The sequence below is a fragment of the Kitasatospora sp. NBC_01560 genome, from assembly GCF_045208415.1.
Taxonomy (GTDB): domain Bacteria; phylum Actinomycetota; class Actinomycetes; order Streptomycetales; family Streptomycetaceae; genus Kitasatospora.
Map to the genome: position 1 here is coordinate 7,719,294 of NZ_CP109364.1, position 26,888 is coordinate 7,746,181.

At 75.2% G+C, this 26,888-nt stretch carries 22 protein-coding genes; 9 read left to right on the forward strand and 13 right to left on the reverse strand.

Translation table 11 applies throughout. The annotated features are described in order from the left end of the window. Nucleotides 1-33: 33 nt before the first annotated feature. The 4 genes from OH807_RS33300 to OH807_RS33315 all read right to left on the reverse strand — a co-directional run bounded on the left by OH807_RS33300 (nt 34) and on the right by OH807_RS33315 (nt 3,277). Nucleotides 34-1,230: a serine hydrolase domain-containing protein gene (locus tag OH807_RS33300; protein ID WP_406206636.1), complete on the reverse strand. Its 1,197-nt coding sequence runs from the start codon at nt 1,228-1,230 to the stop codon at nt 34-36. A 5-nt stretch (nt 1,231-1,235) separates the two neighbouring features. Continuing rightward, on the reverse strand, nt 1,236-2,174 hold the full coding sequence (locus tag OH807_RS33305; protein ID WP_406206639.1) for a DUF6895 family protein: 939 nt from the start codon (nt 2,172-2,174) through the stop codon (nt 1,236-1,238). Continuing rightward, complete coding sequence (locus OH807_RS33310) at nt 2,171-2,986, reverse strand: hypothetical protein (protein ID WP_406206641.1); 816 nt, start codon at nt 2,984-2,986, stop codon at nt 2,171-2,173. Before OH807_RS33310 ends, OH807_RS33305 begins: the two co-directional genes overlap by 4 nt. Nucleotides 2,987-3,079: 93 nt before the next feature. Continuing rightward, nucleotides 3,080-3,277 carry a hypothetical protein gene (locus OH807_RS33315; protein WP_387892552.1) on the reverse strand — a complete coding sequence of 66 codons (198 nt, stop codon included), beginning with the start codon at nt 3,275-3,277 and terminating at the stop codon, nt 3,080-3,082. A 188-nt stretch (nt 3,278-3,465) separates the two neighbouring features. On the opposite strand from OH807_RS33315, the gene OH807_RS33320 reads away from it, so the two are divergent. Together OH807_RS33320 and OH807_RS33325 are read left to right on the forward strand one after the other, a co-directional pair. Next, entirely contained in the window at nt 3,466-4,239 is a 774-nt protein-coding gene (locus tag OH807_RS33320) for an SDR family NAD(P)-dependent oxidoreductase (RefSeq protein ID WP_406206644.1), read from the forward strand. A gap of 226 nt (nt 4,240-4,465) precedes the next feature. Next, nucleotides 4,466-6,292, forward strand: coding sequence for an ABC transporter ATP-binding protein (locus OH807_RS33325; protein ID WP_406206647.1), 1,827 nt, complete (start codon nt 4,466-4,468; stop codon nt 6,290-6,292). A 100-nt stretch (nt 6,293-6,392) separates the two neighbouring features. On the opposite strand, the gene OH807_RS33330 is transcribed toward OH807_RS33325, so the two are convergent. After that, nucleotides 6,393-7,061 carry a lysophospholipid acyltransferase family protein gene (locus OH807_RS33330; RefSeq protein WP_406206649.1) on the reverse strand — a complete coding sequence of 223 codons (669 nt, stop codon included), beginning with the start codon at nt 7,059-7,061 and terminating at the stop codon, nt 6,393-6,395. Between the two features lie 269 nt (nt 7,062-7,330). Between OH807_RS33330 and OH807_RS33335 the strand changes: the two genes are divergently transcribed. Next, nucleotides 7,331-7,543 (forward strand): EF-hand domain-containing protein, encoded by a 213-nt coding sequence (locus tag OH807_RS33335; protein ID WP_406206652.1) that lies wholly within the window; start codon nt 7,331-7,333, stop codon nt 7,541-7,543. A 121-nt stretch (nt 7,544-7,664) separates the two neighbouring features. Here the strand turns inward: OH807_RS33335 and OH807_RS33340 are convergent, their stop codons facing one another. Then, nucleotides 7,665-9,863, reverse strand: coding sequence for a CDP-glycerol glycerophosphotransferase family protein (locus OH807_RS33340; RefSeq protein WP_406206654.1), 2,199 nt, complete (start codon nt 9,861-9,863; stop codon nt 7,665-7,667). 954 nt (nt 9,864-10,817) lie between these two features. Between OH807_RS33340 and OH807_RS33345 the strand changes: the two genes are divergently transcribed. Continuing rightward, on the forward strand, nt 10,818-11,084 hold the full coding sequence (locus OH807_RS33345) for a hypothetical protein (RefSeq protein ID WP_406206657.1): 267 nt from the start codon (nt 10,818-10,820) through the stop codon (nt 11,082-11,084). A 302-nt stretch (nt 11,085-11,386) separates the two neighbouring features. Then, entirely contained in the window at nt 11,387-11,839 is a 453-nt protein-coding gene (locus OH807_RS33350; RefSeq protein WP_406206660.1) for a YjbQ family protein, read from the forward strand. Between the two features lie 132 nt (nt 11,840-11,971). Here the strand turns inward: OH807_RS33350 and OH807_RS33355 are convergent, their stop codons facing one another. Continuing rightward, nucleotides 11,972-12,595 carry a DUF1990 family protein gene (locus tag OH807_RS33355; RefSeq protein WP_406206663.1) on the reverse strand — a complete coding sequence of 208 codons (624 nt, stop codon included), beginning with the start codon at nt 12,593-12,595 and terminating at the stop codon, nt 11,972-11,974. A gap of 167 nt (nt 12,596-12,762) precedes the next feature. Between OH807_RS33355 and OH807_RS33360 the strand changes: the two genes are divergently transcribed. Continuing rightward, entirely contained in the window at nt 12,763-13,068 is a 306-nt protein-coding gene (locus OH807_RS33360) for a hypothetical protein (RefSeq protein WP_406206665.1), read from the forward strand. A gap of 148 nt (nt 13,069-13,216) precedes the next feature. Here the strand turns inward: OH807_RS33360 and OH807_RS33365 are convergent, their stop codons facing one another. Together OH807_RS33365 and OH807_RS33370 are read right to left on the reverse strand one after the other, a co-directional pair. Then, entirely contained in the window at nt 13,217-16,294 is a 3,078-nt protein-coding gene (locus OH807_RS33365) for an AAA family ATPase (RefSeq protein ID WP_406206668.1), read from the reverse strand. After that, on the reverse strand, nt 16,291-17,460 hold the full coding sequence (locus OH807_RS33370) for an exonuclease SbcCD subunit D (RefSeq protein WP_406206671.1): 1,170 nt from the start codon (nt 17,458-17,460) through the stop codon (nt 16,291-16,293). Before OH807_RS33370 ends, OH807_RS33365 begins: the two co-directional genes overlap by 4 nt. A 201-nt stretch (nt 17,461-17,661) precedes the next feature. Between OH807_RS33370 and OH807_RS33375 the strand changes: the two genes are divergently transcribed. The 3 genes from OH807_RS33375 (at nt 17,662) to OH807_RS33385 (ending at nt 20,912) form a co-directional block, all read left to right on the forward strand. Further along, on the forward strand, nt 17,662-18,876 hold the full coding sequence (locus OH807_RS33375; RefSeq protein WP_406206674.1) for a hypothetical protein: 1,215 nt from the start codon (nt 17,662-17,664) through the stop codon (nt 18,874-18,876). 205 nt (nt 18,877-19,081) lie between these two features. Beyond that, the gene (locus OH807_RS33380; protein WP_406206677.1) at nt 19,082-19,861 is read left to right on the forward strand and encodes a hypothetical protein; all 780 of its coding nucleotides are present in this window, start codon (nt 19,082-19,084) and stop codon (nt 19,859-19,861) included. 250 nt (nt 19,862-20,111) lie between these two features. Then, nucleotides 20,112-20,912, forward strand: coding sequence for an SGNH/GDSL hydrolase family protein (locus OH807_RS33385; RefSeq protein WP_406206679.1), 801 nt, complete (start codon nt 20,112-20,114; stop codon nt 20,910-20,912). 161 nt (nt 20,913-21,073) lie between these two features. On the opposite strand, the gene OH807_RS33390 is transcribed toward OH807_RS33385, so the two are convergent. From OH807_RS33390 to OH807_RS33405, 4 genes are all read right to left on the reverse strand, one after another. Further along, complete coding sequence (locus OH807_RS33390; protein ID WP_406206682.1) at nt 21,074-21,976, reverse strand: nitroreductase/quinone reductase family protein; 903 nt, start codon at nt 21,974-21,976, stop codon at nt 21,074-21,076. A gap of 387 nt (nt 21,977-22,363) precedes the next feature. After that, nucleotides 22,364-22,846, reverse strand: a complete 483-nt coding sequence (locus OH807_RS33395; protein WP_406206685.1) for a hypothetical protein — start codon at nt 22,844-22,846, stop codon at nt 22,364-22,366. A gap of 171 nt (nt 22,847-23,017) precedes the next feature. Next, nucleotides 23,018-24,184, reverse strand: a complete 1,167-nt coding sequence (locus OH807_RS33400; RefSeq protein WP_406206688.1) for a polysaccharide deacetylase family protein — start codon at nt 24,182-24,184, stop codon at nt 23,018-23,020. A 249-nt stretch (nt 24,185-24,433) separates the two neighbouring features. After that, on the reverse strand, nt 24,434-26,263 hold the full coding sequence (locus OH807_RS33405; RefSeq protein ID WP_406206691.1) for an AMP-dependent synthetase/ligase: 1,830 nt from the start codon (nt 26,261-26,263) through the stop codon (nt 24,434-24,436). Nucleotides 26,264-26,888: the final 625 nt, after the last annotated feature.

Here is a 26,888-nt window from a genome sequence, read left to right on the forward strand (position 1 = left end):
GCCCGACTGTCGTCGCCCCCGGGCCGGCTCCGCTCAGTCCGTCGGCTTTGCGAGCTGCTTCAGGATCTCGTACGCCGTCTGTACGAAGCGCCCGTCGAGGGCCGGCCCGGTGTTGGTGAGGGCGGCGACCGCCGTCGCGGTCTGCGGGCAGAAGCCGACCACGACGGTGAACCCGCGGGTGGCGCCGGAGTGGAAGTAGAGGTCGCGGCCGTCCGGCGTGCCGCGCAGGTTCCAGACCAGCCCGATGCGGTCCGTCGAACGTGCCGGCCGAAGCCGCGGGCGCTGGACGTCGCGCAGCGCCTGCCCCAACTCGCCCTCGCCCGGGGACAGGTGGGCGCGGAGGAAGCGCAGCACATCGGCGCCGCCGGCCCGGACGGCGCCGGCGCCCGGCAGCCCGGGGATGAGCCAGGGCGGGAGCGGCCGGCCGCGCCGGTAACCGGTCGCGCGGTGCGGGGCGTCGGGGGAGCAGGTGGCGGTGCGCAGGCCGAGCGGGCGGTGCAGGCGGTCGGCCAGCAGCTCGGCGTAGCCGGCGCGGCCTGCCTCGGCGAGCAGCCGGCCGAGCAGGCCGACCCCGTAGTTGGAGTACCCGTAGCGCGCACCGGGCGCGTGGCGCACGGTGGTTCGGGCCACGCCGGCGCGCAGCCTCCGGTCGTCGAAGGCGACGTAGGGGTTGCTGGTCCAGGTCGGGAGGGCGGCCGTCAGCAGTCCGGGCGGGAGCTTGGGCAGGCCGGAGGTGTGGGTGGCCAGGTGCAGCAGCCGGATCGGGCCGCCGTGTCGGAGGTCCGGCGGGCGCCAGCCCGGTGGGAGGTGACGCTCCAGCGGGTCGTCCAGGGCGACTTCGCCCCGGGCGGCCATGACGGCAAGCAGCAGCGCGGTGAACGTCTTGGTGACGGAGCCGAGTTCGTAGACGGTGTCGGGTGTGCAGGGCTCCCCGTCACGGGCGGTCCGTCCGTGGCAGTGGACGGCGGTCCGGTCGCCCTGGGCCACGGCAAGTGTGACGGCGGTGGCGTACGGCGCGGCGGCCCGGACCAGGGCGGGGACGTGCTCCGCGCCCGGACCGCCGAAGCCTGCCCCGCCTCCCGGCGTCACGGCCGGCCGGGAGGCGCAGTCCGGGCCCGCCGTCGTGTCCGGGCCCGCCGTCGTGTCCGGGGCGGTCACCGGGTCCGGGGCGGTCGCCGCGTCCGGGTCGGTCGCCGCGTCAGGGTAGGCCGTCGCCTCCTGGTCGGACATCGCGTTCAGGCCGCGACCGCGGCGCCGCCGAGCGCCCGGGACAGGGTGACGGTGCCGGCCACCACCGCGACGACGGCGGTGTGTTCGTGGTCGCGGAAGGCCTGCTCGGGGTCGTCCGAGACCGGTTCGGCGCTCTCGCGCGGGATCAGTCCGTCCTCGCGCTGGATCGCGGCCAGCGCCTCCCAGCCCTGCGCGCCGGTGACGGGCTCCCCGATGCACGAGTCGACCACCAGCAGCTCGCCGACGAGGTCCCACTGGCCGACCTCCAGCCAGGTGTCGACCCAGACCGGCAGCCAGTTGCGGACGTAGTCGCTCATCTGTTCGGGCATGCCCTCGGGTCGGGCGCCCCAGTCGGTGAGGTGGAACACGGCGTGCGTGATGTGGTAGCCGGTCAGCCAGTCGATCGCCCAGGGCTCCGGCGTGGCGCCGAGCCAGGTCCGGGCGGTGAGGGCGTCCCAGTCGTCGGGCTGGTTGCGCAGTCCGATCACCCGCCGCGCGTTGGCGAGGGCGAGCCGCCGGTTGGGCATCATCTCGATGGCCTGGATCCCGCGGACCTTCGTCAGGGATTCCAGCAAGTCCTCCAGCGGCGCGTGCCGGTAGCCGGCCCGGGCGAAGTGGACGTACGTCTCCAGGGGGTCGGTCATCACCGGGTAGCGCAGCAGCCGCTCGTACAGGAGGTTGCCCTCCCGCAGCTGGGACCAGCCGAAGTCCAGGAGCTCGCGGGCGATCCGGGCGTCGTGCGGGCCGGTGACGCCGTCCCGCAGGACGAGTGACGCGGCCAGGGCGGACTCGGCGAGCGGCTTGTAGGCGTTGTTCGGATCGGCCAGGTCGATGGTGACGTCGTCGGGGAGCCGGCCGAAGCCGCGCTGGTGGCAGCTGTGCAGCCAGGCCATCGCGCGCGATCCCAACTGCTGCGCGGAGGAGAGGAGCTGATGGTCGGTCATGAGGCTGCTCCGCTCAGCAGACGGTCGGCGACGGCGAGTTCGAGTGCGGTGCGGGCGCTGCCGTCGCCCACGGCCCGGATCCGGTCCAGCACGGGCTCGACCTCCAGGGGCAGCGGCCGGCCGTCGGCGGCGAGCCAGGCGAGCCAGCGGGTCAGCCGGGCGGCGACCCGGTAGTCGCAGCGGAGCAGCGAACGGACGGCGCCGCGGGCCAGGTCGAGGGTGTGCTCGCGGGCCGCGTCGTGCACCGGTCCGTCGAGGCCGGGGAGGGCGAGGGCGGACAGCTGGGCCATCCGGACCGACCAGGCCTGCCAGGCGTAGGGCTCCGGCCGCGGGGCGTGGCCGGGCTGCGGCGCGCCCCGGTCCTGCGCCGGGTCGCCGGCCGGTTCGGGGAACGGGGTGCCGGCGACGGGCCCGGGTGTCCGGGAGAGCAGCACGGTGGTGGCCCAGTCCCGCCACGCGGCGACGAGGACGGCGCCGGCGCGCCGGTCCTCGTCGGCGGACGGGGCGGCACCGGCGGGGGATCCCGGGTCGGCGGGTGCCGGGAAGGCGGCGAGCGGGAAGGCCCGGTGGGCTTCGGTCAGCAGCAGGACGGCCTGCTCGTCGGCCCCGGCCGCGCCCAGCACCTGGGGTGCGAGCACGTCCGGCCCGAGCACCCGGGCGGCGGCGAGGACCGGGCGCGGCGCGGAGCCGGTGTCGGGCGCGGCGGGCGCGGCCGCACCCCCGACTCCCCGGAGGGCGTCGAGGGTGCGGCCTGCCAGCCGCTCCACCGCCGCGGCGTATTCGTCGCGGAGCGAGAGATCGGCGGTTGGCATGGTGCGTGCGTCTCCTTGAAGAGGGCTTCGCGGTGTCACGGGCGGCAGTGCGTCCGCGGACTCCGCGCGGTGCCGGGTACCGTCGGTCCCGAGTTACCGGGTCTTCTCCTTCGGCGGCTTCGGCGACAACAGCAGGGCACCTGCGAGCAGCAGCAGGGCAGCGGCTTCCGGACGGTACGTGGGCGCGTCGCTGACGGTCGCCTCGTCCTCCGTGATCAACATGCCGAGTGCGTCGAGCTCCGCCTGGGTGGCGAGCGTCGACCGCGTGGTCCGGGTGGTCTGAGTAAGCATCCGAATGCCTCCTCATCGAAGTTCCGTCGCCTGGTCCGGCGACGCCCCCTTCATCGACGATAGGAGTACGAACCGTCCGGCGCCACCGCAGTACAGTCCGTGACCGTCGTCACCGAGAGGCACGTCGCCGCCGCGCAGCGGAATCGCCGGGGGTGTCGCGGATACCCGTGAGTAGATACGGTCGGCGCATGACCACTGCCTTGATCACCGGCGCGACCGCCGGCATCGGAGCCGCGTTCGCCCGCCGGCTCGCCCGGAGCGGGTACCAGCTCGTCCTGGTGGCCCGGGACACCGAGCGGCTGGAGCACGCCGCCGCGGACCTCCGGGCCACGTACGGCATCGACGCCGAGGTGCTGACCGCCGACCTCGCCACCGAGGAGGGCATCGGTGCCGTGGAGACGCGGCTGGCCGACGCCGCCCGTCCGGTGGACCTGCTCGTGAACAACGCCGGCTTCGGCAACAAGGGTGCGTTCCTGACCGTCCCGCTCCAGGACGAGCTGGACATGCTCAAGGTGCATGTCGAGGCGATCCTGCGGCTGACCACGGCGGCGCTGCCGGGCATGCGCGAGCGGGGGCGCGGCGCGATCGTCAACGTCGCCTCGGTCGCGGCCTTCCTGCCGCGCGGCACCTACGGCGCCAGCAAGGCCTGGGTGGTGAGCTTCACCCAGGGCGTGATGCGCGACCTCGGGGGTACCGGGGTGCGGCTGATGGCGCTCTGCCCGGGCTTCACCCGTACCGAGTTCCACCAGCGGGCGGGCATGGGGACGGGCAACATCCCGTCCTGGGGCTGGCTGTCCGCCGAGCGGGTGGTCGACGAGGCGATGCGCGACCTGGCCCGGGGCCGCTCGTTGTCCGTGCCGGGCAAGCGTTACAAGATCGCGGTCGGGATCGCCCGCCTGCTGCCGGCCGGCAAGCTCGGCGGGCTCTCCTCGAAGGCGGCGCGGACCTACCGGACCAAGTAGCGCGGGTGGCACGCGGCGGGCGGCCGTGGCCCCGGCGGTCTCAGTGGCCCCGGCGGCCCGGTGCCCCGGCGGCCCGGGCGGGAATAGAGCGAGCCTCACTATTAGCTTCGCTAACTATGAGCTATTCTCGCTATGCTGGCGGCCGCCCGACCGTCATGCCCGCCGCGCCCCTGCGCGGCGCCACGCCCGCTGCGCGCCCGCGCGTCCGACCCAGGGAGGCCCGCCCTTGAGGCCCGACGGCATCCGATGGACCCCGCCCGCCCGGGCCGAGGGCGAAGACCGCCCGCCGGCCCAGTGGCACCGCATTCTCGCGCTCTTCCGCCCGTACACCGGCCGGCTCACCGTGGTCGGCCTGCTGGTGGCGGCCTCGGCCGTGGTCTCGGTGATATCGCCCTTCCTGCTCAGGGCCGTCCTCGACACCGCCATCCCGCAGGGCCGCACCGGCCTGCTCAGCCTGCTCGCCCTCGGCATGGTCGCGGCCGCCGTGGTGAACAGCATCTTCAACGTGCTGCAGACGCTGATCTCGACCACCGTCGGCCAGCGCGTCATGCACGACCTCCGGACGGCCGTCTACAGCCACCTCCAGCGGATGTCGCTGGCGTTCTTCACCCGGACCCGCACCGGCGAGGTGCAGTCCCGGATCGCCAACGACATCGGCGGCATGCAGTCCACCGTGACCTCCACGGCCACCTCGCTGGTCTCCAACTTCACCAGCGTGATCGCGTCCGTGGTCGCCATGGTCGCGTTGGACTGGCGGCTCACGGTGGTCTCGCTGCTGCTCCTGCCGGTGTTCGTGTGGATCAGCCGCCGGGTCGGCAACGAGCGCAAGAAGATCACCACGGAGCGGCAGAAGCAGCTCGCGGCGATGAGCTCGGCGGTCCAGGAGTCGCTGTCGGTCAGCGGCATCCTGCTGGGCCGCACGATGGGCCGCTCCGGATCGCTCTCCCGGGAGTTCACCGAGCAGTCGGACCAGCTCGCCGAGCTTGAGGTGCGGGCGAGCATGGCCGGGCGCTGGCGGATGAACACCATCCAGATCGTGATGGCCGCGATGCCCGCGGTGATCTACTGGGCGGCCGGGCTGGCCGCGGCCGGCGGCTCGCCGATCGTCTCGGTCGGCACCCTCGTCGCCTTCGTCTCGCTCCAGCAGGGCCTCTTCCGCCCGACCGTCAGCCTGCTCTCCACCGGCGTGCAGGTGCAGACCTCGCTGGCGCTGTTCCAGCGGATCTTCGAGTACCTCGACCTCCCGGTGGAGATCGCCGAGCCGGAGCACCCGGTGAGCCTGGAGAAGGTGCGGGGCGAGGTCCGGTTCGAGAGTGTCGGCTTCCGTTACGAGGCGGACCAGGAGCGGCCCACCCTCGCCGGCGTGGCGCTCGACGTCCCGGCCGGCAGCTCGCTGGCCGTGGTCGGCGAGACCGGCTCCGGCAAGACCACGCTCAGCTACCTCGTCCCGCGCCTCTACGACGTGACCGGCGGTCGCGTCACCATCGACGGCGTGGACGTGCGCGAGCTGTCCTTCGACACGCTGTCCCGGGCGGTGGGCGTGGTCTCCCAGGAGACCTACCTCTTCCACGCCTCGGTCGCCGACAACCTGCGGTTCGCCAAGCCGGACGCCACCGACGCCGAGCTGGTCGCGGCGGCCGGGGCGGCGCAGGTCCACGACACCATCGCCGCGCTGCCGGACGGCTACGACACCCTGGTCGGCGAGCGCGGCTACCGCTTCTCGGGAGGGGAGAAGCAGCGCCTCGCGCTCGCCCGGACCATCCTGCGCAACCCGCCGGTGCTGATCCTGGACGAGGCCACCAGCGCGCTCGACAACCGGACGGAGCACGCCGTCCAGCAGGCCATCGACACCCTGGCGGCCGGCCGGACCACCATCACCATCGCGCACCGGCTCTCCACCGTCCGCGGCGCCGACCAGATCGTCGTCCTGGACCGCGGCGAGGTGGCCGAGCTCGGCACCCACGACGAGCTGGTCGAGGCGGACGGCCGGTACGCGGCCCTGCTGCGGCGCGAGGCGCCCGAGCCGGTGCCGGCCGTACTCGGCCAGGGGTAGGGCCGGATCCGGTCGGGGGTAGGGCCGGATCCGGTCGGGGGCGGGCCAGGGGGAGCGCCGGACCCGGCCGGGAGGGGAGGGGCGACCGGCCGGGAGGTGCTCAGGCGGCCTTGGGGACTTCGTTGTAGCTCTCCACGACCTCCTGGCCGGAGAGCTGCTGGATGGCCCGCATGACCTCGTCGGTGACCTGCCGGCGGGCCTTGAGCGAACGGGCCTGGCCGTGCAGTTCGTCGAAGTGCAGCGGCTCGCCGAAGCGGACCGTCACCTTCTTGATCCGCGGGACGCGCTTGCCGATCGGCAGGATCTGCTCGGGGCCCTCCAGGGCCACCGGCACCACCGGGACGCCCGCGGTGAGGGCCAGCCAGGCCACCCCGGTCTTGCCGCGGTAGAGGCGGCCGTCGAGCGAGCGGGTGCCCTCCGGGTAGATGCCGAAGGCCTTGCCGTCCTCCAGGATCTCCAGCGCCGACTCCAGCGAGGCCTGCGCCGAGCGGTAGGTGCCGCGCTCGACCGGGACGGCGCCGATCGCCTCGAAGAAGCCCTTGGACAGCGAGCCCTTGAGCCCGGTGCCGGTGAAGTACTCGGCCTTGGCCAGGAAGTGCACCCGGCGCGGCGCGGTCAGGGGGATGACCACGCTGTCGATGAAGGAGAGGTGATTGCTGGCCAGGATGACGCCGCCCTTGCGCGGCACGTTCTCCAGGCCTTCGATGGTCGGCCGCCAGACCCCCCGCGCGAACGGTTTCAGGACCAGCTTGGTGACGAGATCGAGCATGGTCCCTCCCAGGACGCGCACGCCCGAGAGGTGCCCGGGCCTGAACAGATGACAATCGGCGGCCGATCCGTCCCGGCCTGGCCGGGACAGACCCGCAGACTACGACACCCACCCCCGAGCCCGTCCACTCCCGGAAGCCGTGGCACTCGCCACGGCCGGGTAGGGTACGGCCGTCGTAATGAAAGAAATGCACATCGGCCGGTCCACCTGATCGGAAGATCGACAGACCGGCAGATCAGCAGCTCATCAGTTCCCTCAGGAGGGGTCCCATGGCAGACGTCGACAACATCCGCGCCGCCTTCGACAAGTTCGACGTGAACGGCAACGGCCGGATCACCGCCGTCGAGTACGCCAAGGTCGCGCGCGAGCTCGGCGACCTGACCACGTCGATCTCGGTGGCCGAGGCCATCATCAAGCAGATGGACACCAACCACGACGGCGAGCTGACCTTCGACGAGTTCCTGGCCGCGCGTCAGGGCTGAGTCCGTCCGCGGCGGGGCACCGGGTCTCCGGGGCCCCGCCGTCGGCGTTCCGGCCCGCTCCGGGCGGGCCCGCCCCTGCCGGGCCGCACCCGTCCGCGCCGGGCCGCACCCGGCCCCGCCGTCAGGCCGTGGTCGGGAACACCCGGCGGACCACGCGCTCGGCCGCCCCGCCGTCGTCCCACGGGCAGAACCGCGCGCGGAACCGGGCCCGCGCCGCCGGCTCCGGATCGCCCGCCAGCAGCGCCTTCGCCAGCCCGTCGGCGTCCACCGTCACCGCGCCCGGCGGCTCCGCGAAGAGGTCGAAGTAGACGCCCCGGTTCTCCCGGTACTCGTCCCAGTCCGGCGCGAAGATCACCACCGGCCGGTCCAGCACCGCGTAGTCGAACATCATCGACGAGTAGTCCGTCACCAGGACGTCCGCCGCCAGGTAGAGGTCCTCGACGGTCGGGTGCGCCGAGACGTCCACGATCTCCGCCGCGTCCGCGCCCGCCGTCAGGTCACCCGGTCCGCCGGTGTGGAAGTAGTGGGTGCGCACCAGCAGCGTGAAGTCGGGCCCGAGCCGCCGGGCCAGCTCGCGCACGTCCAGCAGCGGTACGTACCCGCCCTTGGCCTCGCGGTGGGTCGGCGCGTACAGCACCGCAGTCCGGCCGGGCGCCAGCCCGAACCGCGCCCGCATCTCCAGCACCTCGGTGCGCGTGGTGTTCGCCAGCCGGTCGTTGCGCGGGTAGCCGGTGTCCAGCATCTCGTACCGGCCGGGGAAGGCCCGGGCGAAGTGCTCGCTGGTGTGCGGGTTGGAGGAGACCAGGAAGTCCCAGCGGTCGACCGCCTCCTGGAGGCGGTCGAAGTCCATCCCGTCCGCCGCCACCGGGTGGTCCCGCAGGTCCATCCCCATCGCCTTCAGCGGCGTGCCGTGCTGGGTCTGGACGTGCACCGTGCCCGGTCGCTTCACCATCGTCCGCGGGAAGTTGACGTTGTTGACGAAGTACTTGGCGGTCGCCATCACCTTCAGGTAGGCGGGCGTGTTGACGATCACGTAGGGCACGTCGGCCGGCAGCGTGGCCGCCTGGGTGCGGTTCTCCACCACCCAGACGCCCCGGACGCCGGGCGCCAGCTCCTTCGCCTTCTCGTAGATCGCCGCCGGGCTGCAGGCGTAACCGCGGTGCCAGTAGGCCGCGTAGACCGCCACGTGCTCGTCCAGCGGCAGCCGGCGGAAGGCGTTGTACGCGGTGAACCGGGCGCTGCTGCGCACCCCCTTCTTCACCGCAGGCGCGACCGCGCGCGCCCCGCGCTTGAGTTCGCGCGGCAGCCGCCCGGTGCGCCGGAGCTCCGCGTAAGCGACCCGCGCGTTGTGCGCCGCCAGCCGGTACTGCACGCCGCGCACGCCCGCGGGGAACCGGTAGCCGGTCGGGCGGTGGCGGTCGAAGTGCTCGGAGATCCGCCGGAAGAAGTCCTTGCGCCGTGCGACCGGGACGAGCCCCGGGCTGTCGTAGACGGTGAGCGCCTGCTTGACCGTGCGGTCGAAGACGAGGGTGCGCAGGGAGTCCGGCACCGGGCGGCCGGGCCGGTCCGGGCGGTCCAGGAAGGCGAAGATCGCGTCGTACTGGGCGAAGACGTCGGCGTGCTTCGGCGAGGCGGTGGAGGTGATCGCACCGGCCCGGCCGCGCCGGTAGAAGTAGCAGGACCGGTCGAGGTAGCGCAGCCGCTCGGCGGCGAGCAGCGCGGGGTAGGTGACCGAGATGTCCTCGTAGAAGCCGCGCCCGAACGAGACGCCGAGGCCGAGCAGGAAGGCGCGGCGGAACACCTTGTTCCACACCGACATCACGGTCTGGAACAGCGCCGGGTGCTCGGCCAGGGTCGCGCCGTCGGCCAGCGGGGAGCCGACCAGGACGTGGCGCCAGGGGTTCGGCTCCGTCCCGCCGTCCGGGTAGGCGTGGGTGAAGTCGGTGAGCAGGACGTCGGCCGGGGTCTCGCGCCGGCGCTCCTGCGAGAGCTCGTCGAGGATGACGGAGACGGTGCCCTCGGGCAGCCAGTCGTCACTGTCGACGAACCAGACGTACTCGCCGCGCGCCTCGGGCAGGGCGGCGGTCCGGGCGCCGCCGAGGCCCTGGTTCTCGGGGAGGTGCAGCACGCGCAGCCGGCGGTCGCGGGCGGCGTACTCGTCCAGGATCGTGCCGCAGCGGTCGGGGGATCGGTCGTCGACCGCGATCACCTCGAAGCGGGTCTCCCCGGCGGGAGTGGCTTCCAGGATCGAGTCGAGGCAGCGGGGCAGGTAGCGCTCCACTCCGTGGACCGGGAGGACGATGCTGAGGAGTACTGGCACGCTGGCTGAGTCTAGCGAGCGCGACCGGGGGCGGGGCCGTGCGGGGGCCGGGTGCGCCGGGTGGGTGCGGAGGCCGGCCGGAGCGGTGCCCGGGCGCGGCACGGGTGGGGCACGGGCGGTGCCGGGGCCTGCGCGGCCGCGGGGCCCGGGGTGTGTCGTGCGCCACTGAGCAACGGTGTCCGGTACGGTGCCGGGGCCGCCTCCCGGGCGGCTCCCGCGTCGGCACGCGGGTCGCCCGGTGCGTCGCCCGGCGGGTCTCCTCGTGGGTGAGGCCGGGGCTGGCGGGAGTGTGTCGGAGCCGTCAGGGGCTGTCGGGGCCGGAGCCGCCGGTGCCGGGCCCTGTTCGGGGCGGCACCGGCAGCCTGGTGGCGGCCCGGCCGACCCTCTACGGCCGGCTGCCCGTCCGGGCACCTCCCGAACCTGGCCACCGCAGCGTCGAGGCGGCCGGGCAGTGGCTCGGGGGAGCCGGAAATCTTCATCAGTCGAACGCGCAGTTGGGGGGAGACCCGGACTGCGCCGGACGATCTGGACTGATGAAGATATTGCTTGGAGGTTTCGCCCGCGTCAATCCCCTGATTGTGTTCACTTCCTGAAGTGAAAGTCCGGAGGGTTCGCCGGAGCGTCGCCCGAGTGACCCGGAGATGGCGGGAAGGGGTCGCGCGGGTGGTTCGGCAAGGTGGCATACCGGGCGGGCCGTGACCGCCGGTGCCACCGCGCGCCCGGCGCGCACTGCGCCGACGGGCTCCGGGTCCGTGACCCCGTGGCCCCTGTGACGGTGCCCGGTCGTGCACCATCATTGATGCCTAGTCGTGACCGGGACCGGCAGCCCCTGGTGCGCCGTCAGTTGACGCCGCACGATACGGTGGCAGAACACCAGGACGGTTGCGCGAAGGCCGTCTGTCACGGATAGTCTTCGCCTCACGGCCCTGGCGCCTCGTAGGGGTGGGAAAACAGATGGAACACATGCAAGTGCGGACTCGGCCCCGAGTGCCGGCGATCCAGTGCGGTGTCGGCGCGACCGGCCGCCGGATCGAACGTCACCTGGCTGTGCTCGGCGCGCCCGCACTCCCGGTGGTGGACACCGCCGAGGCGCTCGGGTTGATAAGGGAGCTGACGCCGCGCGGCGCCGGCGCCCCGACCGTGCAGCGCCGCCACGTGCGGGTGTCGCTGCTGGCGCCGCTGCGCCGGCTGCGGCGGAGCCTGTTCGGAAGTCGCGGCTAGGGCACTGCCCCCCGCGCCGACCGGCATCCGGCCCGACGGACCTCAGGGACCGTCGGGCCTTCGGTGTGTCCGCAGGCGGCCGTTCCGGCCCGGGCCCCGGCCGCAGTCGCCCACGGGCGTTCCGGCCCGAGTCACGACCGCAGTCGCCCACGGGCGTTCCGGCCCGAGTCACGACCGCGGCCCGGCCCTGTCGTGGAAGGCGGGCGGGCCCGAACCCGTCACCCTACGGCACCCTGACGGCCCGGCAGGGCGAGTCGGCGGGGCGGTCCGGACCACCCCGGAACGTGGGTGAGGATGACGACATGGCGGACAACAACCACTCCACCCCCTTCCACCCCGGCCCCTTCCAGACCACCACGATCGAGATCACCACGGGCAGCGGCGAGGTGGCCCTCGACATCACCGACCGCTGCGCCGCGTTCCTCGACGACCGGGCCGCCGGGCGCGACGGCCTGCTCAACGTCTTCGTGCCGCACGCCACGGCGGGCATCGCCGTGCTGGAGACCGGCTCGGGCAGCGACGACGACTTCCTGGCGACCCTGCGGGACCTGCTCCCGGCCGACGACCGCTGGCGCCACCGGCACGGCAGCCCCGGGCACGGGCGCGACCACGTGGTGCCCGGCCTGGTCGCCCCGCACGCCACCCTGCCGGTGATCGGCGGCCAACTCGCCCTGGGCGTCTGGCAGTCGGTCGTCCTGGTCGACACCAACCGCGACAACCCGCACCGGACGGTGCGGTTCTCGTTCCTGGGCTGAGCCCGGGGCGGCCGGTGGGGCGGCCGGCGACGCGCGGCCGCCCCACCGGTCCTGGCCACGGGAGTCGGCCCCCGTCCCGGCTACCGGTCGTCCCGGCTACGACTACGGCTACGACTACGGCTACGGGTGCGGCTACGGGTGCGGCGCGGCCGTCGTGCCGGGGGCGGTCCGGCCCGGAGCGTCCGTGCCGGTGGGGGCGCCCGGGAGGCCGGCGACGGCGGCGACCACCGCCGCGAGATAGCCCTCGATCGCCAGGTACTGGCAGAGCACCGCCACCGGGCGGCCGAGCCGGGCGTACCAGGCGGCGAGCCGGGCGAACGCGGTCACCTCGAACCACACCTCGCCCGCCGCGTCCATGCTCACCAGGAACGCCTCCTCGCCGCACTCCGGGTGCCCGGGCAGCGTCCCGTACGCGAAGCCGATCCGGTCGGGCCCGTCCACGGTCCACACCACCCGGCAGGGGATCACCACGCGGGGCCACCGCAGCCGGGGCGGGCTCAGCCGCAGTAGGACGGTCGCGCCCTCCTCGGCCGGGGCGTGCGGGTGGACGGCGAAGCCGGTGCCGAGCTGGCAGCCCCAGCCGAGCACGTACTGCCCGGCCCGCTCCAGCACCTCGGGTCCGTGTCCGAGGTGGACGCGGCGCCGCAGCTGCGCGTACCCGGCCGGGAGCCGGGGGCCCCGGGTGGCACCTACCTCGGGGTAGTTGGGCGAGGCGTGGCGGGCGGCGTGCAGGAGCCGGGCGAGGGTGTCGGACACGGGGCCACCGTACGGGAGGCGGGATCCGGGCCGTGCCGCGGGTCCTGGCGCCCACCTGCGCGGGCCGGGCGGCTCGGGGCGGGCGGCGCGGGCCGGGGCGGTTCCGGGCGGCTCGGGGCCGCAGGCCGGCCTTGCGGCAGGGCGGGGTACCGGAGTAGGAAGGCGGCATGAGCAGTGAAGCGGTGACCGGTGCGGTGGTGACGGACGTCGTGACGGGCGGGCCGGCGGATCCGGTGGGTCCGGGAGCGGCGGGTGGCGCGTCGGCGCCCGGTGACGGTGCACTCTGCGAGCTGGCCCCGGCCGGTGCCGAGGCGGCCCGGGCCGCGCTGGTGCACGACCCCGGGCTGACCGGACCGCGCGCCGACTGCGTGCTCTGCGGCGAGCCCACCGAGCTGCCGGCCGACCGGCCGGGCAGCACGCTCTGCCCCGTCTGCGCCTGGCAGCAGGCCCAGCGGATCGCCTGTTCGGGCTGACCTGACCTGGCTGACCTGACGGGGACCGGCCTGACCGGGTCGTCGGCCGCTGACTGACGGCCGGCGGCTCACCGCCATCGGGCGCCCCGGGCGTCCCGGCCGTCCCGCCCGTTCGCCCGCGCCTCGGTGCCCCCTCGGGCGCCCGGCCTCAGGCGTCCTCCCGTCCGGCGAGCGCGAGGGTGGAGCCGTGCCGCCCCTTGCGGACCAGCAGCTGCGCCGGGATCCGGGACTTCAGGTCGGCGACGTGGCTGACGATGCCGACGGCGCGGTCCCGCTCCCGCAGGCCGTCGAGGACGTCCATGACCTCCTCCAGCGTCTGTTCGTCGAGCGTGCCGAAGCCCTCGTCGATGAAGAGCGTGTCCAGCGGCATGCCGCCCGCCTCGTCGGTGACCACGTCGGCCAGGCCGAGCGCCAGGGCGAGCGAGGCGAAGAAGCTCTCGCCGCCGGAGAGCGTCGAGGTGTCCCGCTCGGTGCCGGTCCAGGCGTCGACCACCCGCAGGGCGAGGCCCGAACGCTTGGTGCCGGTGCCGCGGTCGTCGCTGTGGACGAGGGTGTACCGCCCGCCGGACATCCGCACCAGGCGGTCGCTGGCCGCGGCCGCCACCTGCTCCAGCCGCGCCGCCAGGACGTACGACTCCAGGCGCATCCGCAGCCGGTTCTCCGCCGAGGTGCCGGCGGCGACGGCGGCGAGCCGGTTGATCCGGGCGAAGCGGCCCAGCGCCGGGGCCAGCGAGCCGGCCAGCTGCGCCAGCTGCCCGCCGATCGTGGCGAGCGCCGTGCAGCGCTCCCGCGCCGCCTCCTGCGCGGCGTGTGCCCGGCGCAGCCGGTCGACGGCCGACCGGAGCCGCGCCTGCGTGCCCGGCAGGTCGGCCGGCGGGAGGGCCGCGGCCGCCGCGAGCTCCGGCTCGGCGAGCTGCTGCTCGGCCGCCGCCAGCTCGGAGCGGTACCGCGTCAGCCGGCCCTCGATCTGCTCGCGCTGCTCGCGCGGCAGCAGGACGGCCGTGGCCCGCTCCAGCGTCGGGAACCCGGCCGTCACGGCGGCCCTGGCCGACTCCTCGTCGGCGTCCCGCAGCCGGAGGGCGGTCTCCGCGGCGGCCCGGGAGGCCTCCGCGAGCGCCGCCACGCCGTCCGCCAGCCGGGCGAGTGCCGCCGCCCGGGCCGCCACCGACGGGGCGTCGCCGCGGGCCTGCGCGACCCGGTGGTCCAGCTTCTCCCGCTCGGCACCGAGCGCCGCGATCCGCTCGGTGAGCACGGCCGTCCGCTCGCCGGCGTCGCGCAGCTCGGCGAGCCGGCCGTTCTGGTCGCCCGTGAGGCGTTCGATCTGCCGGCCGACGGCGTCCAGCGACTCCGCGGCCCGCAGCGCCTCCCGGCGCTCGCGCTCCAGCGCGGCCAGCGAGCCGGCCAGAGCCTCCGCGGCGTCCGGCCCGGCCGCGCCGGCGGCGGCCGCCTCGCGGACCCGGAGGCCGGCCAGCTCGCGCTCGGCCTCCTCGAGCGCCCGCTCGGCCACGGCCTGGGCCTGCTGGGCCCGCCGCTCGTCGTCGGCGCCGACCTGCCGGCCGGCGGGCCGGGCCGGCTCCGGGTGGTCCGGTGAGCCGCAGACCCGGCAGGCCTCGCCCGACCGGAGCTGCCTCGCCAGCTCGGCCGCCATGCCGGTGAGCCGGCGCTCGCGCACGTCCTGGCTGTGCTCGCGGGCGTCCAGGGCCTCGGCGCGCCGGGCGAGCACGTGCGGCTCGGCCGCCGCGATCTCCGCTCCGAGGGCGTCCCGGCTCCGGGCCGCGGCCAGCCGTGCCGCCAGCTCGCCGCGTCGGGCGTCCAGTCGCTCGACCAGGCTGCCGGCCGCGCGCGCGGCGGTCTGCTCCTCCTGGAGCGCGGCGATCCGGCCGTCGAACTCGGCCAGCCAGTCCGCCGCCTCCTCGGCGAGCTCCTCGGCCCGGCGCCGGTCGGTGTCCAGCGAGGCCAGCTCCCGGCCGAGCAGCTCGCAGCGCTGCTCGTCGGCCCGGGCGGCCTCCAGCCGGACCGTCTCGGCCCGCAGCCGCTGCTCTGCCCCGGCGGCCTCCCCGGCCCCGGCGCGCGCCAGGGCGGCGCCCTCGCCGGGCAGGCCGGCCAGTGCCTCCCGGCGGCGGTGCTCCTCGGCACCGGCCGCCCGCTGCGCCTCGGCGGCGGCGCGGCGCAGATGCAGCACCGACTCCACCCCGAGGGCCGCCTGGGCGTCGGCCAGCCGGCGGCGTTCGTGCTCCACCGCCGGGCCGTTCCCGGTGAGGCGGGCCGCCTCCTGGGCCGCCGCCCGGTGGCGACGCTGCCGGCCGGCCAGCTCCTCGGCCCGGGCCAGGGCGAGCTGTGCCTCGCCGTGACCCGCCTCGGCGACGGCCAGCGCGGCGTCGGCGACGGCCAGCTGCTCGGCGGCGCCGCTGCGCAGGATCGCGGCCCAGCCGAGCACGCCGGCGGTGAGCCCGGCGGCGGCGTGGGCGGGCTCGTCCTCGGCCGGCACCCAGGCCGCGACCGGTTCGCCCTGCGGGCCGGCCGCCTGTTCGGCCTTGCTGGCCAAGTCCCGCAGGCGGCGGCGCCCGGCCTGGACGGCGGCCTCCTGGGCCCGGCGCTGCTCGGCCAGCCAGGCCTCGACGTGCTGGAACCGCTCGGTGTCGAAGAGCCGCCGCAACAGCTTGGCGCGCTCCTCGGAGTCCCCCTTGAGGAAGCGCGCGAAGTCGCCCTGCGGCAGCAGTACGACCTGGCAGAACTGGTCCCGGCTCATGCCGATCAGCCGGTGGATCTCCTCCCCGGTCTCCTGGTGGGACTTGCTGACGGCCCGCCAGCCGGGGGTGCCGGTGCCGTCACCCGTGCCGCCGGTGCCGGGCGCGCCGTCGTCGGCGGACCATTCGCGCAGCAGCGTCTGGGCCCGCTCGACGGTCGTTCCCCGGCCGATCTTCTTCGGCCGGGGCTGCTCCGGGAGGCGGACGATCTGCAGCCGCCGGCCGCCGAGCGTGAGCTCCAGCCGGACTTCGGTCGGCCGCAGCGGATCGGCGTGGTCGCTGCGCAGCCGGTTGGCCCGGCGGGTGCCGGGCACCTCGCCGTACAGGGCGTAGCAGACCGCGTCCAGCACGCTGCTCTTGCCCGCGCCGGTCGCCCCGCGCAGCAGGAAGAGCCCGCCGGAGGCGAGCGCGTCGAAGTCCACCGTCTCGGTGCCGGCGAACGGCCCGAAGGCGGTGACGGTCAGCCTGTGGAGTCTCATCGGGGCAGCTCCGCCTTCCGCTCGCCGCTCTCGCGGACGGTCTCGAAGCCCTCGCGCAGCCAGCCCAGCTCGTCCCGGTCCGGCTCGGCGCCGGGGCGCACGTGCCGCAGGAAGCCCTCGGCGATCTCCAGGTCGGACCGCCCGCTGACCCGGGCCGCGTACGAGGGGGACGGGGACGCCTCGCTCTCCTCGGGCTCGAAGAGCAGTTGCAGGGTGTGCGGGAAGCGCCGGCGCAGCTGCTCCATCGGCTCGCCCGGGCGGCCGGGATCGGTCAGCGTCACCTGGACCCAGGACTGCTCGTGCTCGGTGTACCTCTCGTCCGAGAGCAGCTCGGCGAGGCGGCCGCGCAGGCAGGCCAGCGGGCGCGGCCGCGGGCAGTCGACCCGCTCGGCCGTCACCGAGCCGTCGGCCGCGAGGTCGACCAGCCACATGGTCTTGCGCTGCCCGGCCTCGGAGAAGGAGTAGGCGAGCGGGGAGCCGCTGTAGCGCAGGTGCGGGGCGAGCGTCTGGCAGCCGTGCAGGTGGCCGAGCGCGGCGTAGTGCACGCCGTCGAAGACGGAGGCGGGTACCGAGGCGACGCCGCCGACCGCGATGTCCCGCTCGCTGTCGCTCGCGGTGCCGCCGGTGACGAAGGCGTGCGCCAGCACCACCGCGCGGGTGCCCGCGGGGCGCTCCGCGAGGTCGGCCCGGACGGCGTCCATCGCGGCGCCGAGCACCGCCGCGTGGCCGCCGCGCTCCAGCCCGAAGCGCTCGCGGACCAGCGTGGGCTCCAGGTAGGGGAGCCCGTAGACGGCGACCGGCCCGTGCTCGTCGGTGAGCAGGACGGGCGCCGCGCACTCGCCCGGGTCGGTCCGCAGGTGGACCCCGGCCCGGCCGATCAGGCCGGCGCCCACGCCGAGCCGGCGGGCGGAGTCGTGGTTCCCGCTGATGAACACGGCCGGGACGCCCAGGGCGGCGAGCCGGTGCAGCACGTCGTCGAACAGGGCGACCGCCTCCAGGCCCGGCAGTGCCCGGTCGTACACGTCGCCGGCGACGAGCACGGCGTCCACGCCCTCGGTCCGGACCACGGTGACCAGGTGGTCCAGGAAGGCGCGCTGGGCGTCGTGCAGGCTCTCCCGGTGGAAGGAGCGCCCGAGATGCCAGTCGGAGGTATGCAGGAGTCGCATGGTCCCCGACCCTAACGAACGCCACTGACAACCCGGGCGGAACAGCCGGCCCGGCCGTCCCGCGAAGCCCGGCCGGGAGCCCCGGGCGGTCGCTCCAGGTGGATTGTCGGTGACGCTGTGTACGGTCGCCGTTGTCGTGCCGCTCCGGGATCCCCCCCCCGGGTCGGCGGTCGCGGCCGGTCACGATCCCCGGGAGGGCCCATGTCCGCGCAGTCCCAGTTCTTCGACTTCGCCGAGCCCGTGGTGCGCCGGGTGCGCGCCGGCGTCCGTGCCGGCGTCCGTGCCGGCGCCCGTGGCGGTGGCGGTGGCGGTGCAGGCGGGCGGCGGGTGCCGTTGCCCGGGCGGCCGGGCCCGGGCGGGCCGGTCGGGGGCGGTGCCCCGGGAGGGCCGCCGGGAGGTCCGCCGTCGGGCGGCCGCGGTGGCCCCCGGCCGCCGGGCGCCGGTGCGGGCGGGGCCGGTGCCCGGTCCTGGCGGCGCGGCCGTCCGCGCGGCGCGCCGCCCCCGCTGCCGGTGGCCTGCGCGCTGGCCGTCCGCCAGGCCGACTTCGCCGCGCTGGCCCGGCACGGCCTGTTCGGCCGGCTGGCCTTCCGGGAGTACCTGCGGCGGACGGAGGCCCAGCTCAGGGCGTTGCGCGGGCAGGGGGTCGAGATCCACCTGCGGGTGCTCGAACCGGCCGACTACGAGGACTACTGCGAGCTCCTCGGCCTCGACCCCGCGGGCGCGGCCGCGCGCGTCGCGTACGCGGCCGACCCGGAGCTGGCCGGTGAGCCCTTCGTCTACGCGGGGGAGCGGCTGACCGAGCTGCTCCCGGTGCTGGTCGACGACCACTGGTCCCGGGTGCGGATCACCGTCGCCGGCCGGGCGTTGCTGGACGCGATCGGCGAGGGGGCGGGCGGGCCGGCCCGGCTGGTCGAGGTGATGGCGTACGTCGCCGCCGTCCACCTGGCGCTGGCCGAGGGCGCCGGAGAGGGCCGTCACCTGCTGACCGTGCGCTGCCACGGGCCGGAGGACGGCGAGCAGCTGACCGCCGCCGCCGAGCTGGGGATCGTGGCCGGCCGGCTCGTCGAGGGCGGCCGGGAGGTGGAGGCGTTCTGCGTCACGGTGGCGGCGGGCGTGGCCGGGGGCGGTGCGGGCGGGCTGCTGCTGCACGGTGATCCGGCGGCGCCCGGCGGCCAGGCGGTGCGCGGCTGGGCCCTGGCCGACGGCCGGTTGCGGCCGATGTCCGCCCACGAGGTGTTCGACGCGCTCACCGACGACGTCGCGCGGGGGCTGCCCTTCCCGCCCGGGGCCGTGCCGCTGCCGGGCTTCGCCCTGCCCGCCTTCCCTGCGGAGGCGGCGCCGGGCGGGACGGCGCCGGGCGGGACGGCGCCGGGTGCTGCCGGGGTCGAGGAGGAGGGAGGTGGAGCGCCGGGCTGACCAGGCCGTTCGATCCTTCGTGTCCACCAAGCGGCGCCGAGGACTGTTCATCGACCGCCTGTTCGGGGAAGATTTCGGGGAAGATCAACAGCAGAGGCCGGCGGTGCCCCATGCCGCCGCCTCCGCCGCTCCGCCCTGAACCGTGCACCGCAGGTCCTCCCCGCGCACCGCCGGTCCGGCGAGCCCGACACCGAAAGGGGGGCGCATGAGCCGGATCGAGTTCAGCGCGGAGATCGCCGAGCTGCTCGGCAAGGTGCGCCGGCGTCCCACCGCGGGGTGGCCGTGGCGACCGGGGGAGAGCGTCCCCGCCGGGCTGTCGGTGAAGCAGTCCTGGGGCTGGCTGTTCGCGCCCGACGGCCGGGTGCTCACCCTGGTCAACCCCAAGGACGGCATCGTCTCGCTGCCCGGCGGCTCGCTGGAGCCCGAGGACGACGGGGACCCGGGCTCGGCCCTGGCCCGGGAGGCGGCCGAGGAGGCCCAGGCGGAGATCGGCGCGCCGTACTACCTCGGCTACCTCTACGACCGGGTGGGCTCGGCGAACGGCGGCCACGAGTGCGCGCGGGTCCGGATGGCCGCAGCGCTGCGGGCCGTCGGCCCCAGCCTGCCGGATCCGGCCTCCGGGCGGCACTACCGGCGGCTGCTCGTCGCCCCCGGCCTCGCGGTCGAGCTGCTCGGCTGGGGCGCGCCCGGCCTCCGGCAGGCCCGGGCGGCGGTGTCCGCGGGCGTCCGGTGGCTCGGCGTGCCCGGCGCCGCCAACGAGATGATCGAGGAGCTGCCGGTGGAGGGCTGCGAGGTCTTCCCCGGTGCGGCACTCCCGGCGGCGGGCAGGCCGCCCGCGGCGGACTCCGCCGGCAGCTCCGGCGCGGAGCTCACCCCGCCCGGCACGCGGCCCGGCCGCCCCGCGGCCCCCGACCGCCGGGCCGACCCGGACCGCCCCGCCGTCCATCAGCAGGGTGGCGGCGCGCCCCGTCCGGGAAGGACGTGAACCAGGTGCCGGACGCGCATCCGGGCGGGCTCCCCTGCCGCCGCCCTGGCCGGCGGTCCGCCGAACGGGTGACTCCTCCGGGCCTTGCCGGCCGCGCCGCCGGGGCTTGACCAGCGCACTTCCCGTTGCTCGTGGCGCAGTTCACTTCACCGTTGTCGGACCGACCGTCAATTGCCTTGGCATGAGCGCTTCCCGTGGTACCTACCGCCTGGTATCACATGTGTGACGCACGTCACTCCCTGGAGGTGTCATGCTGCGCCCCACTCGCTCCATGTCCGTCGCCGCCCTCGCGGTCCTCCTCACCCTGTCCACCCTCTTCACCGCCTCGTCCGCCCATGCGGCCGGCGTCAACTACGCCGCCCTGGGCGACTCCTACGCGTCCGGCACCGGTGCCGGCAGCTACACGAGCGAGAGCGGCAGCTGCAAGCGGAGCACCAACGCGTACGCGTATCTCTGGAAGAACGCGCACTCCCCGTCGTCCTTCTCCTTCGTCGCGTGTTCCGGCGCCCGGACCGGTGACGTGCTCAACAACCAGCTCTCGGTGCTGAACTCCGCGACGACGCTGATCAGCATCAGTGTCGGCGGCAACGACGCGGGCTTCGCCAGCACCATGCAGACCTGTGTGCTGGACTCCGAGAGTGCCTGCCTGAACGCCGTCGCCACCGCGAAGAACTACGCCAACAACACCCTGCCCGGTCAGCTCGACCAGGTGTACGCGGCCATCCACGCCAAGGCCCCCAACGCCCGGGTGGTCGTGCTGGGCTACCCCCACCTCTACAAGATCGGCGGGAGCTGCATCTTCGGCATCGGCGACACCAAGCGCGCTGCCATCAACAGTGCGGCCGATGTCCTGGACGGTGTCCTCGCCAAGCGCGCCGCGAACGCGGGCTTCGCCTTCGGCGACGTCCGGAGCATCTTCACCGAGCACGAGATCTGCGGCTCCAGCACCACCTGGCTGAACAGCACCACCCTGCCCGTCGACGAGAGCTACCACCCGAAGGCGGCCGGCCACTCCGGCGGCTACCTCCCGGTGTTCTCGGCCCAGGTCTAGCCCGACGGTCCGGCCCGGCCGGTACCGCCGGCCCGCCGGTACCCAGCGCCCGGCCGGCACCCAGCGCCCGCCGGTCCCCCACGCCGCCATCGGGGTGGGGGACCGGCGGGCGCGGCGTCTCCCCGGCGCCGCGTCATCGCCGCCGCGTCATCGGCGACGTCTCACCGTCGGGGCGGGAACGGGATGTCCGCGAGCACCGGCAGCAGTTCCGCCTCCTCGTGGGCCAGGTGGGCCTCCAGCGCGGCCGACAGGCGCGCCAGCTCCGCCCGGAACCGCTCCGGCTCGGCGGTCCCGAGGCCGGCGAGCAGCCGGACCAGCTCGGCCTTGATCCGGCCGACCGCACGGTGCTCCTCGCCCAGCCGGTCGAGCGTCGGCCGCAGCTGCGGGTGGCTGCGCGCCAGGGCGGGGAAGATCGCTCCGTCCTCCCCGGTGTGGTGGTGGGTCAGGCCTTCGCAGAGGGCCAGGCAGTGCTGCCGGATCTGCAGCCCCAGGCCCGGCGGCCGGCCGTCCCCGGCGCTACCGGTGCTCCCGGCGGCGAAGTGCGCCTCGGTCTCCGCCCGGACGTACCGGAGTTGGGAGCGCAGCCAGGTGTGCACCTCCAGCAGCTTGTCGGCGAGGTTCGCCACCTCGCGCGGCCCGCTCCCGGGGGCGTCGGCCCCGGGGTGTTCCAGCACCACCACCGGCAGCAGTCGCGCGGTGCGGGCCTGGTAGTCGCCGTAGCCCGGCGCCACCCGTACCACCGCCTCGAACAGCCGGCCCCGCCGGTCCCCTTCGGCCGGGACGGCGACCGCCTCGAACGTCTCCGGCCCGAGCTCCACCCGGACGACGGGGCGGGCGAGCAGATTGCGGTACCACTGCGGGTGGTCCGGCGCGCCGGCCGCCGAGGCGACGACCAGCAGCAGGCCGTCCGCCCGGACGTAGCCGAGCGGTACGGTGTGCTCCCGGCCGGAGCGGGCGCCGGTGGTGGTGAGCAGCAGGAGGTCGCCGCCCGAGAAGGGGCCGCCGACCCGTCCGGCGTTGGCGCGGAATTCCTCGATGATTGCTTGGTTGAAGGACATCGGCATACGCCTGTGGATTCTCCGAACACGACTACGGGGTGAAGGCCACGGGCGGCGCGGGCACGGTTACGCGCGGCTGCCGGCGGCCGCGCGTGCGGGCTCGCCGGAGCAGGCGGTGCGTCAGTAGTGCCGGGAGGTGGCGCGAGCGAGGCCGGAGGCCGGGCCCGCGAACGCCGTCGTGGCCGCTGACGTCAGATCAGGGAAGCGGAGTGGATACTCATCGCGCATCGTCCCTCGGTGAAGGGCGCTCGCTCGGCTGCCGGCCGGCCCACTGCTCTGTGGCCGGCGCCGCGCTGCACGCCACACATCACAACACCCCGCCCACCGCCTGTCAACGCGCGTGATCGGCGCGGCCCGGGCCGGCCGGCGGCCCCGTGACGGGGGCGGTGGGGGTCAGCACCGGTCGCGGACGTGGCGTTCGAAGTCGGCGAGGGCCCAGACCTGTTGGTCGGCCCAGACCTGGCCGGGGCCGAGCAGGGCGAGGTCGGCCGTGGTGAACTCGACCGACGACTCGGCGGGTTCGTCGGTCCGGACGTCGACGGAGAAGGACGCCCCGGTGGTGTCGAGCGGCGGGGGCGGGGTGCCGTCGGCCGTCCAGGCGGCAGGCGGGCGGTGGAGCGGGAAGGCGCCGGCCCGGTTGGTCCCCGGCGGCGGGGTCAGTTGCAGCGAGGAGTGGGTGGACGACTCGGAGACGGTGATGAAGTCGAACGCGGCCCGGTCGCAGCTGCGCAGCAGCACGATCGCTTCGCCGTTCGCGACGAGGATCCCGGTGATCCGCCGGTACGGTGCCGAGCAGCCGCCCAGCAGCGACAGCACGGCGGCGATCCCCAGCAACCCGCTCACCCCGCGCAGTGCGCGGCCTCCCCGTCGGTCCATGACGGCAAGTCTGGGCCTGGATCATTGCGCTCCGGCCACGGCGGGAACACGTGCGCGTACCGGTGGCCGGCGCACGGATGCTGCACCGCGGGGCCACGGAGGGGGAGGGTCGCAGGGCCGTTCCGCCGTTCCCCCCGGGAGCGGCGGAACGGCCCTGTCGGGCCGGGGCGGTCAGCCCAGGTAGGAGGCCAGGCCGGCGGGCTTGAGGCCGGCCGCGTCGGCGGCGGCGAGGGCGCGCTGGAGGTCGGTGGCGAGGGTGTCGGTCCAGTGCATCAGCACGACGTCACCGGGCGACAGGGTGCCCTCGTGCCAGATGTTGGAGGCGCCCCAGCTGAAGTCCGCGTCGGCGGTCAGGACGGTGCGCATGCCGCAGTTGGCGGCGGCCTGCAGGGTGTCCGCGTTCCAGGTGAAGTACGGGGGCCGGAAGACGGTCGGAGTGGTGCCGAAGGTCCTGGTCAGCGAGTCGCGGGCGTCGCAGATCTCGACCTGCTGCTCGGCGGGGGAGAGCGTGGTGAGGTCGGGGTGGGAGACGCTGTGGTCCTGGATCGACGAGCCGGGGACGGCGGTGACGCGCCGGAAGAAGTCGGGGTCGGTGGCGGCCGGCATCGGCAGCGGGAAGGCGGTGATCGGCAGCTGGTGGTCGGCGATGAACTTCTCCGCCTCGGGGGTGCGCTGCCAGCCGTCGTCCACGGTGAAGAAGACCACCTTGTCGCTGGTCGGCACCGAGGGGGCGGCGGTGGCGGGCGCGGGCGCCGGGCCGTCCACCCGGACGTCGTCGACGGCGAACGGGCCCTGCTGGTACCAGCCGTGCACGTAGAGCCGGACGGTGCGTGCGGTGGGGCCGGTGGTGAAGCGGGTGGTCAGCTGCTGCCAGCCGCCGTTGGTGCTCTGCGTCCAGGCGGGGGCGACGTCGCGGCCGGTGCCGGTGGCGCCCAGGTAGACGTAGTTGCCGCGGACCCAGGCCGAGGCGGTGTAGGTGGTGTTGGGCCGGACGGAGACGGTCTGGGCGCACTCGCCGTTGGAGTCGTCGTTCGCCGGGGTGACGGCGAGGGCGGAGCCGCCGGAGTGCGGGGCCGTGGTGGTGGCGGCCGCCTCGGCGGGCCCGCCGGTGCAGCGCCAGCCGGGGACGCTGCCCCAGTCGGCCAGTGCGGAGGCGGGGATCTCGAACCCGGGGTTGGTCGCCAGGTTGACGGCCGCGGCGGGGGTGCCGGTGGTGGGCGCCGGGTCGGCGGACGCCGGCGCGGCGAGACCGCAGACGGCGAGCAGCGCGCCGGCGGCCAGGGCGGAGAGCCGCGCGGCGCCGGTCGGCCGGGCGGTCGCGGGCAGGCGTGAGGACATGAACAACTGAGGACTCCTGCGTGGGGGCCGTGGGGGCCGTGGGGGCTGTGAGGGCCGTGCTCGGAAAGCGGAGGACGCCCGTGGGGTGGGCGGGTGGAACGGGGTGGAGCGCTCCCCGAGGGACGGGAGCCGTCGGCGTGCCGCACTCGGACCGTGGCAGAACAATGGACTGGACCACTCGGATCGTCAAGGGAACGGCGGGTTGACCGCGCGCCGCAGCCCGTGCCGCAAAAGGGACAAGACGCATCGTCAGGGGGCGTACAGCTCTTCGATGTCCTGCGCGTAGTACTCGGTGACGGCCGCCCGGCGGAGCTTCAGCGAGGGCGTGAGCAGCCCCTGGTCCATGCCGAACTCGCGGGGCAGCAGCCGGAAGGCCCGGATCGACTCGGCGCGGGACACCGCGGTGTTGGCGGCGGCCACCGCGCGCTGGATCTCGGCGTGCAGCTCCTCGTCGCCGAGCGCCGCCCAGGTGTCCAGCTGCTCGCGGCCGTGCGACTTCAGCCAGTGCGCCAGGGCCGCCGGGTCCAGCGTGATCAGCGCCGCCACGTACGGGCGGTCGTCGCCGACCACCAGGCACTGGGAGACCAGGTGGTGCGCCTGGACCCGCTCCTCCAGGGCGCCCGGGGCGAGGTTCTTGCCACTGCTGGTGACGATCAGGTCCTTCTTGCGGCCGGTGATGGAGAGGTACCCGTCCTCGTCCAGGCTGCCGAGGTCGCCGGTGCCGAACCAGCCGTCGTACAGCGTCTCGGCCGTGCAGCCGGGGTGGTTGAGGTAGCCGCCGAACACGCCGGGGCCGCGCACCCAGACCTCGCCGTCGTCGGCGATGGCCACCGTGGCGCCGGGCATCGGCCGGCCCACCGTGCCGATCTTCTGCCGGCCGGCCGGGTTGGCGGTGACCGCCGCGGCGGTCTCGGTGAGGCCGTAGCCCTCGTACAGGTTGAGGCCGATGCCGGTGAAGAAGAGGCCCACGTCCCGGTTCAGTGCGGAGCCGCCGCACATCACCCCGCGGACCCGACCGCCGAGCACCGCCCGCAGCCGTGGGTAGACCGTCCGCTCGTACGCGAGGTGGCGCAGCCGCAGTTTCGGGCCCGGCCCGGGGCCGTGGCCGAGCGCGCGCTGCTCGCGGGCGGCGGCCCACTCGACGGCCACCTGACGGGCCTGCTCGAAGAGTTCGGCCCGCCCGGCCTCCTCGGCGGCCCGCCGGGCCTGCTGGAAGATCTTCTCGAAGACGTACGGGACGAGGTGCAGGAAGGTCGGCCGGTAGGTGGCCAGGGCGGGCAGCAGGGCGTCGGTGGAGACCTCGGGGAGGTGCCCGATCCGGAAGCCGCCGCGCACCGCCGCGACCTGCACCATCCGGCCGTAGACGTGGGCGAGCGGGAGGAACAGCAGGGTGGAGGGCGGGCCGCCGCCGGTGTCCCGGAACTCCTCGGCCCAGCCGGCGAGCAGGGCGTCGGCCGCGCCGGCGAGGTTGGCGTGGCTGAGCAGGCAGCCCTTGGGCCGGCCGGTGGTGCCCGAGGTGTAGACGACGGTGGCGACGTTCTCCGGCGCGACGCCGAGCCGCTGGCGGTGGACGAGGGAGTCGGGCACCCCGCGGCCGTCCTCGGTGATCGCGGCGACACAGCCCCGGTCGAGCTGCCAGATGCCGGTGAGCTCCGGCAGCGCGTCGCAGACCGCGCCGACCGTCATGGCGTGGTCCTCGTCCTCGACCAGACAGGCCACGGCCTGGGTCTCGGCCAGGATCCAGCGGACCTGTTCGGGGGCCGCCGTCGGGTAGACCGGGACGCTGATCGCGCCGATCGACCAGAGTGCGTAGTCGAACAGCGTCCACTCGTAGCGGGTGCGGGACATCAGGGCCACCCGGTCGCCGTACCGGACCCCGCGGGTCAGCAGGCCCTTGGCGAGGGCCAGCACCTCGTCGCGGAAGGCCGCCGCGGTGACGTCGTGCCACTCCTGGCCGGTGGCGTCCGGGCGGGCCAACTGGACCAGGCCGGGTGTGCGTTCGGCGGCGTCGTACAGCGAGTCGGCCAGACCGCCGGTGACCGGGGGACCGGCCGGGGCGGGGGAGCTGAACTCGCGCACACTGCCCCCGATCCCGTTTGCGGCCCCTGCCTGCCGGGCCCGTTCGGGCGTCCGGCTCGGCGGCACGCTGACCGGTCGGGCAGGTGGAGCGAAACTATCGGATCGGTCTGTCACTGCCCAGGGTTGTGACCGTGACGCGACGAGATCGGCACCGGTCCGTAGGGAAAGTGCCGTGACGGCCGGGGCGCGGGGTGGGGGGCGAGGGGGTGAATCCGGGATGTTCGGGACGATCCGGACAGGACGGGGTTCCGATCCGGGGGTGGCGCGGATCCGTCCGCAGTCCCGTTGCGGTCGGGTCACAGCCACGTCCGGGCGCGGTCCGGGCATGATCGCGGGCGTGATCCGGGCGTGATCGGGATTGGCGGCAGAGAGGACGGGTTCGACCCTCGAACGAGTGGTCAGGGCGTAGTAGGCTCTCGCAGACCTGCGGCCGGGGCCCCGGCCCGGACCGTTGGTTTGCCGTCCACCCACGCGGTCGGCGACTGCCCGTCCGCCCGACCGACCAGTCAGGTGCCCGACCGCCCGACCCCCGCCCGACCTCCTGTCCGACCGCCCGGCCGCCCCGCGGGCTTCGAGCCTTCCGGCGCCCGTCGAAGCCCCCGTCCCCCGCTCGAACCGCTCCCCG

Bases quoted from the DNA above. Each gene is read 5' to 3' on its own strand.
- OH807_RS33300 (WP_406206636.1), bottom strand. From the start codon at position 1,230: ATGTCCGACCAGGAGGCGACGGCCTACCCTGACGCGGCGACCGACCCG.
- OH807_RS33305 (WP_406206639.1), bottom strand. From the start codon at position 2,174: ATGACCGACCATCAGCTCCTCTCCTCCGCGCAGCAGTTGGGATCGCGC.
- OH807_RS33310 (WP_406206641.1), bottom strand. From the start codon at position 2,986: ATGCCAACCGCCGATCTCTCGCTCCGCGACGAATACGCCGCGGCGGTG.
- OH807_RS33315 (WP_387892552.1), bottom strand. From the start codon at position 3,277: ATGCTTACTCAGACCACCCGGACCACGCGGTCGACGCTCGCCACCCAG.
- OH807_RS33320 (WP_406206644.1), top strand. From the start codon at position 3,466: ATGACCACTGCCTTGATCACCGGCGCGACCGCCGGCATCGGAGCCGCG.
- OH807_RS33330 (WP_406206649.1), bottom strand. From the start codon at position 7,061: ATGCTCGATCTCGTCACCAAGCTGGTCCTGAAACCGTTCGCGCGGGGG.
- OH807_RS33335 (WP_406206652.1), top strand. From the start codon at position 7,331: ATGGCAGACGTCGACAACATCCGCGCCGCCTTCGACAAGTTCGACGTG.
- OH807_RS33345 (WP_406206657.1), top strand. From the start codon at position 10,818: ATGGAACACATGCAAGTGCGGACTCGGCCCCGAGTGCCGGCGATCCAG.
- OH807_RS33350 (WP_406206660.1), top strand. From the start codon at position 11,387: ATGGCGGACAACAACCACTCCACCCCCTTCCACCCCGGCCCCTTCCAG.
- OH807_RS33360 (WP_406206665.1), top strand. From the start codon at position 12,763: ATGAGCAGTGAAGCGGTGACCGGTGCGGTGGTGACGGACGTCGTGACG.
- OH807_RS33365 (WP_406206668.1), bottom strand. From the start codon at position 16,294: ATGAGACTCCACAGGCTGACCGTCACCGCCTTCGGGCCGTTCGCCGGC.
- OH807_RS33370 (WP_406206671.1), bottom strand. From the start codon at position 17,460: ATGCGACTCCTGCATACCTCCGACTGGCATCTCGGGCGCTCCTTCCAC.
- OH807_RS33375 (WP_406206674.1), top strand. From the start codon at position 17,662: ATGTCCGCGCAGTCCCAGTTCTTCGACTTCGCCGAGCCCGTGGTGCGC.
- OH807_RS33380 (WP_406206677.1), top strand. From the start codon at position 19,082: ATGAGCCGGATCGAGTTCAGCGCGGAGATCGCCGAGCTGCTCGGCAAG.
- OH807_RS33385 (WP_406206679.1), top strand. From the start codon at position 20,112: ATGCTGCGCCCCACTCGCTCCATGTCCGTCGCCGCCCTCGCGGTCCTC.
- OH807_RS33390 (WP_406206682.1), bottom strand. From the start codon at position 21,976: ATGCCGATGTCCTTCAACCAAGCAATCATCGAGGAATTCCGCGCCAAC.
- OH807_RS33395 (WP_406206685.1), bottom strand. From the start codon at position 22,846: ATGGACCGACGGGGAGGCCGCGCACTGCGCGGGGTGAGCGGGTTGCTG.
- OH807_RS33400 (WP_406206688.1), bottom strand. From the start codon at position 24,184: ATGTCCTCACGCCTGCCCGCGACCGCCCGGCCGACCGGCGCCGCGCGG.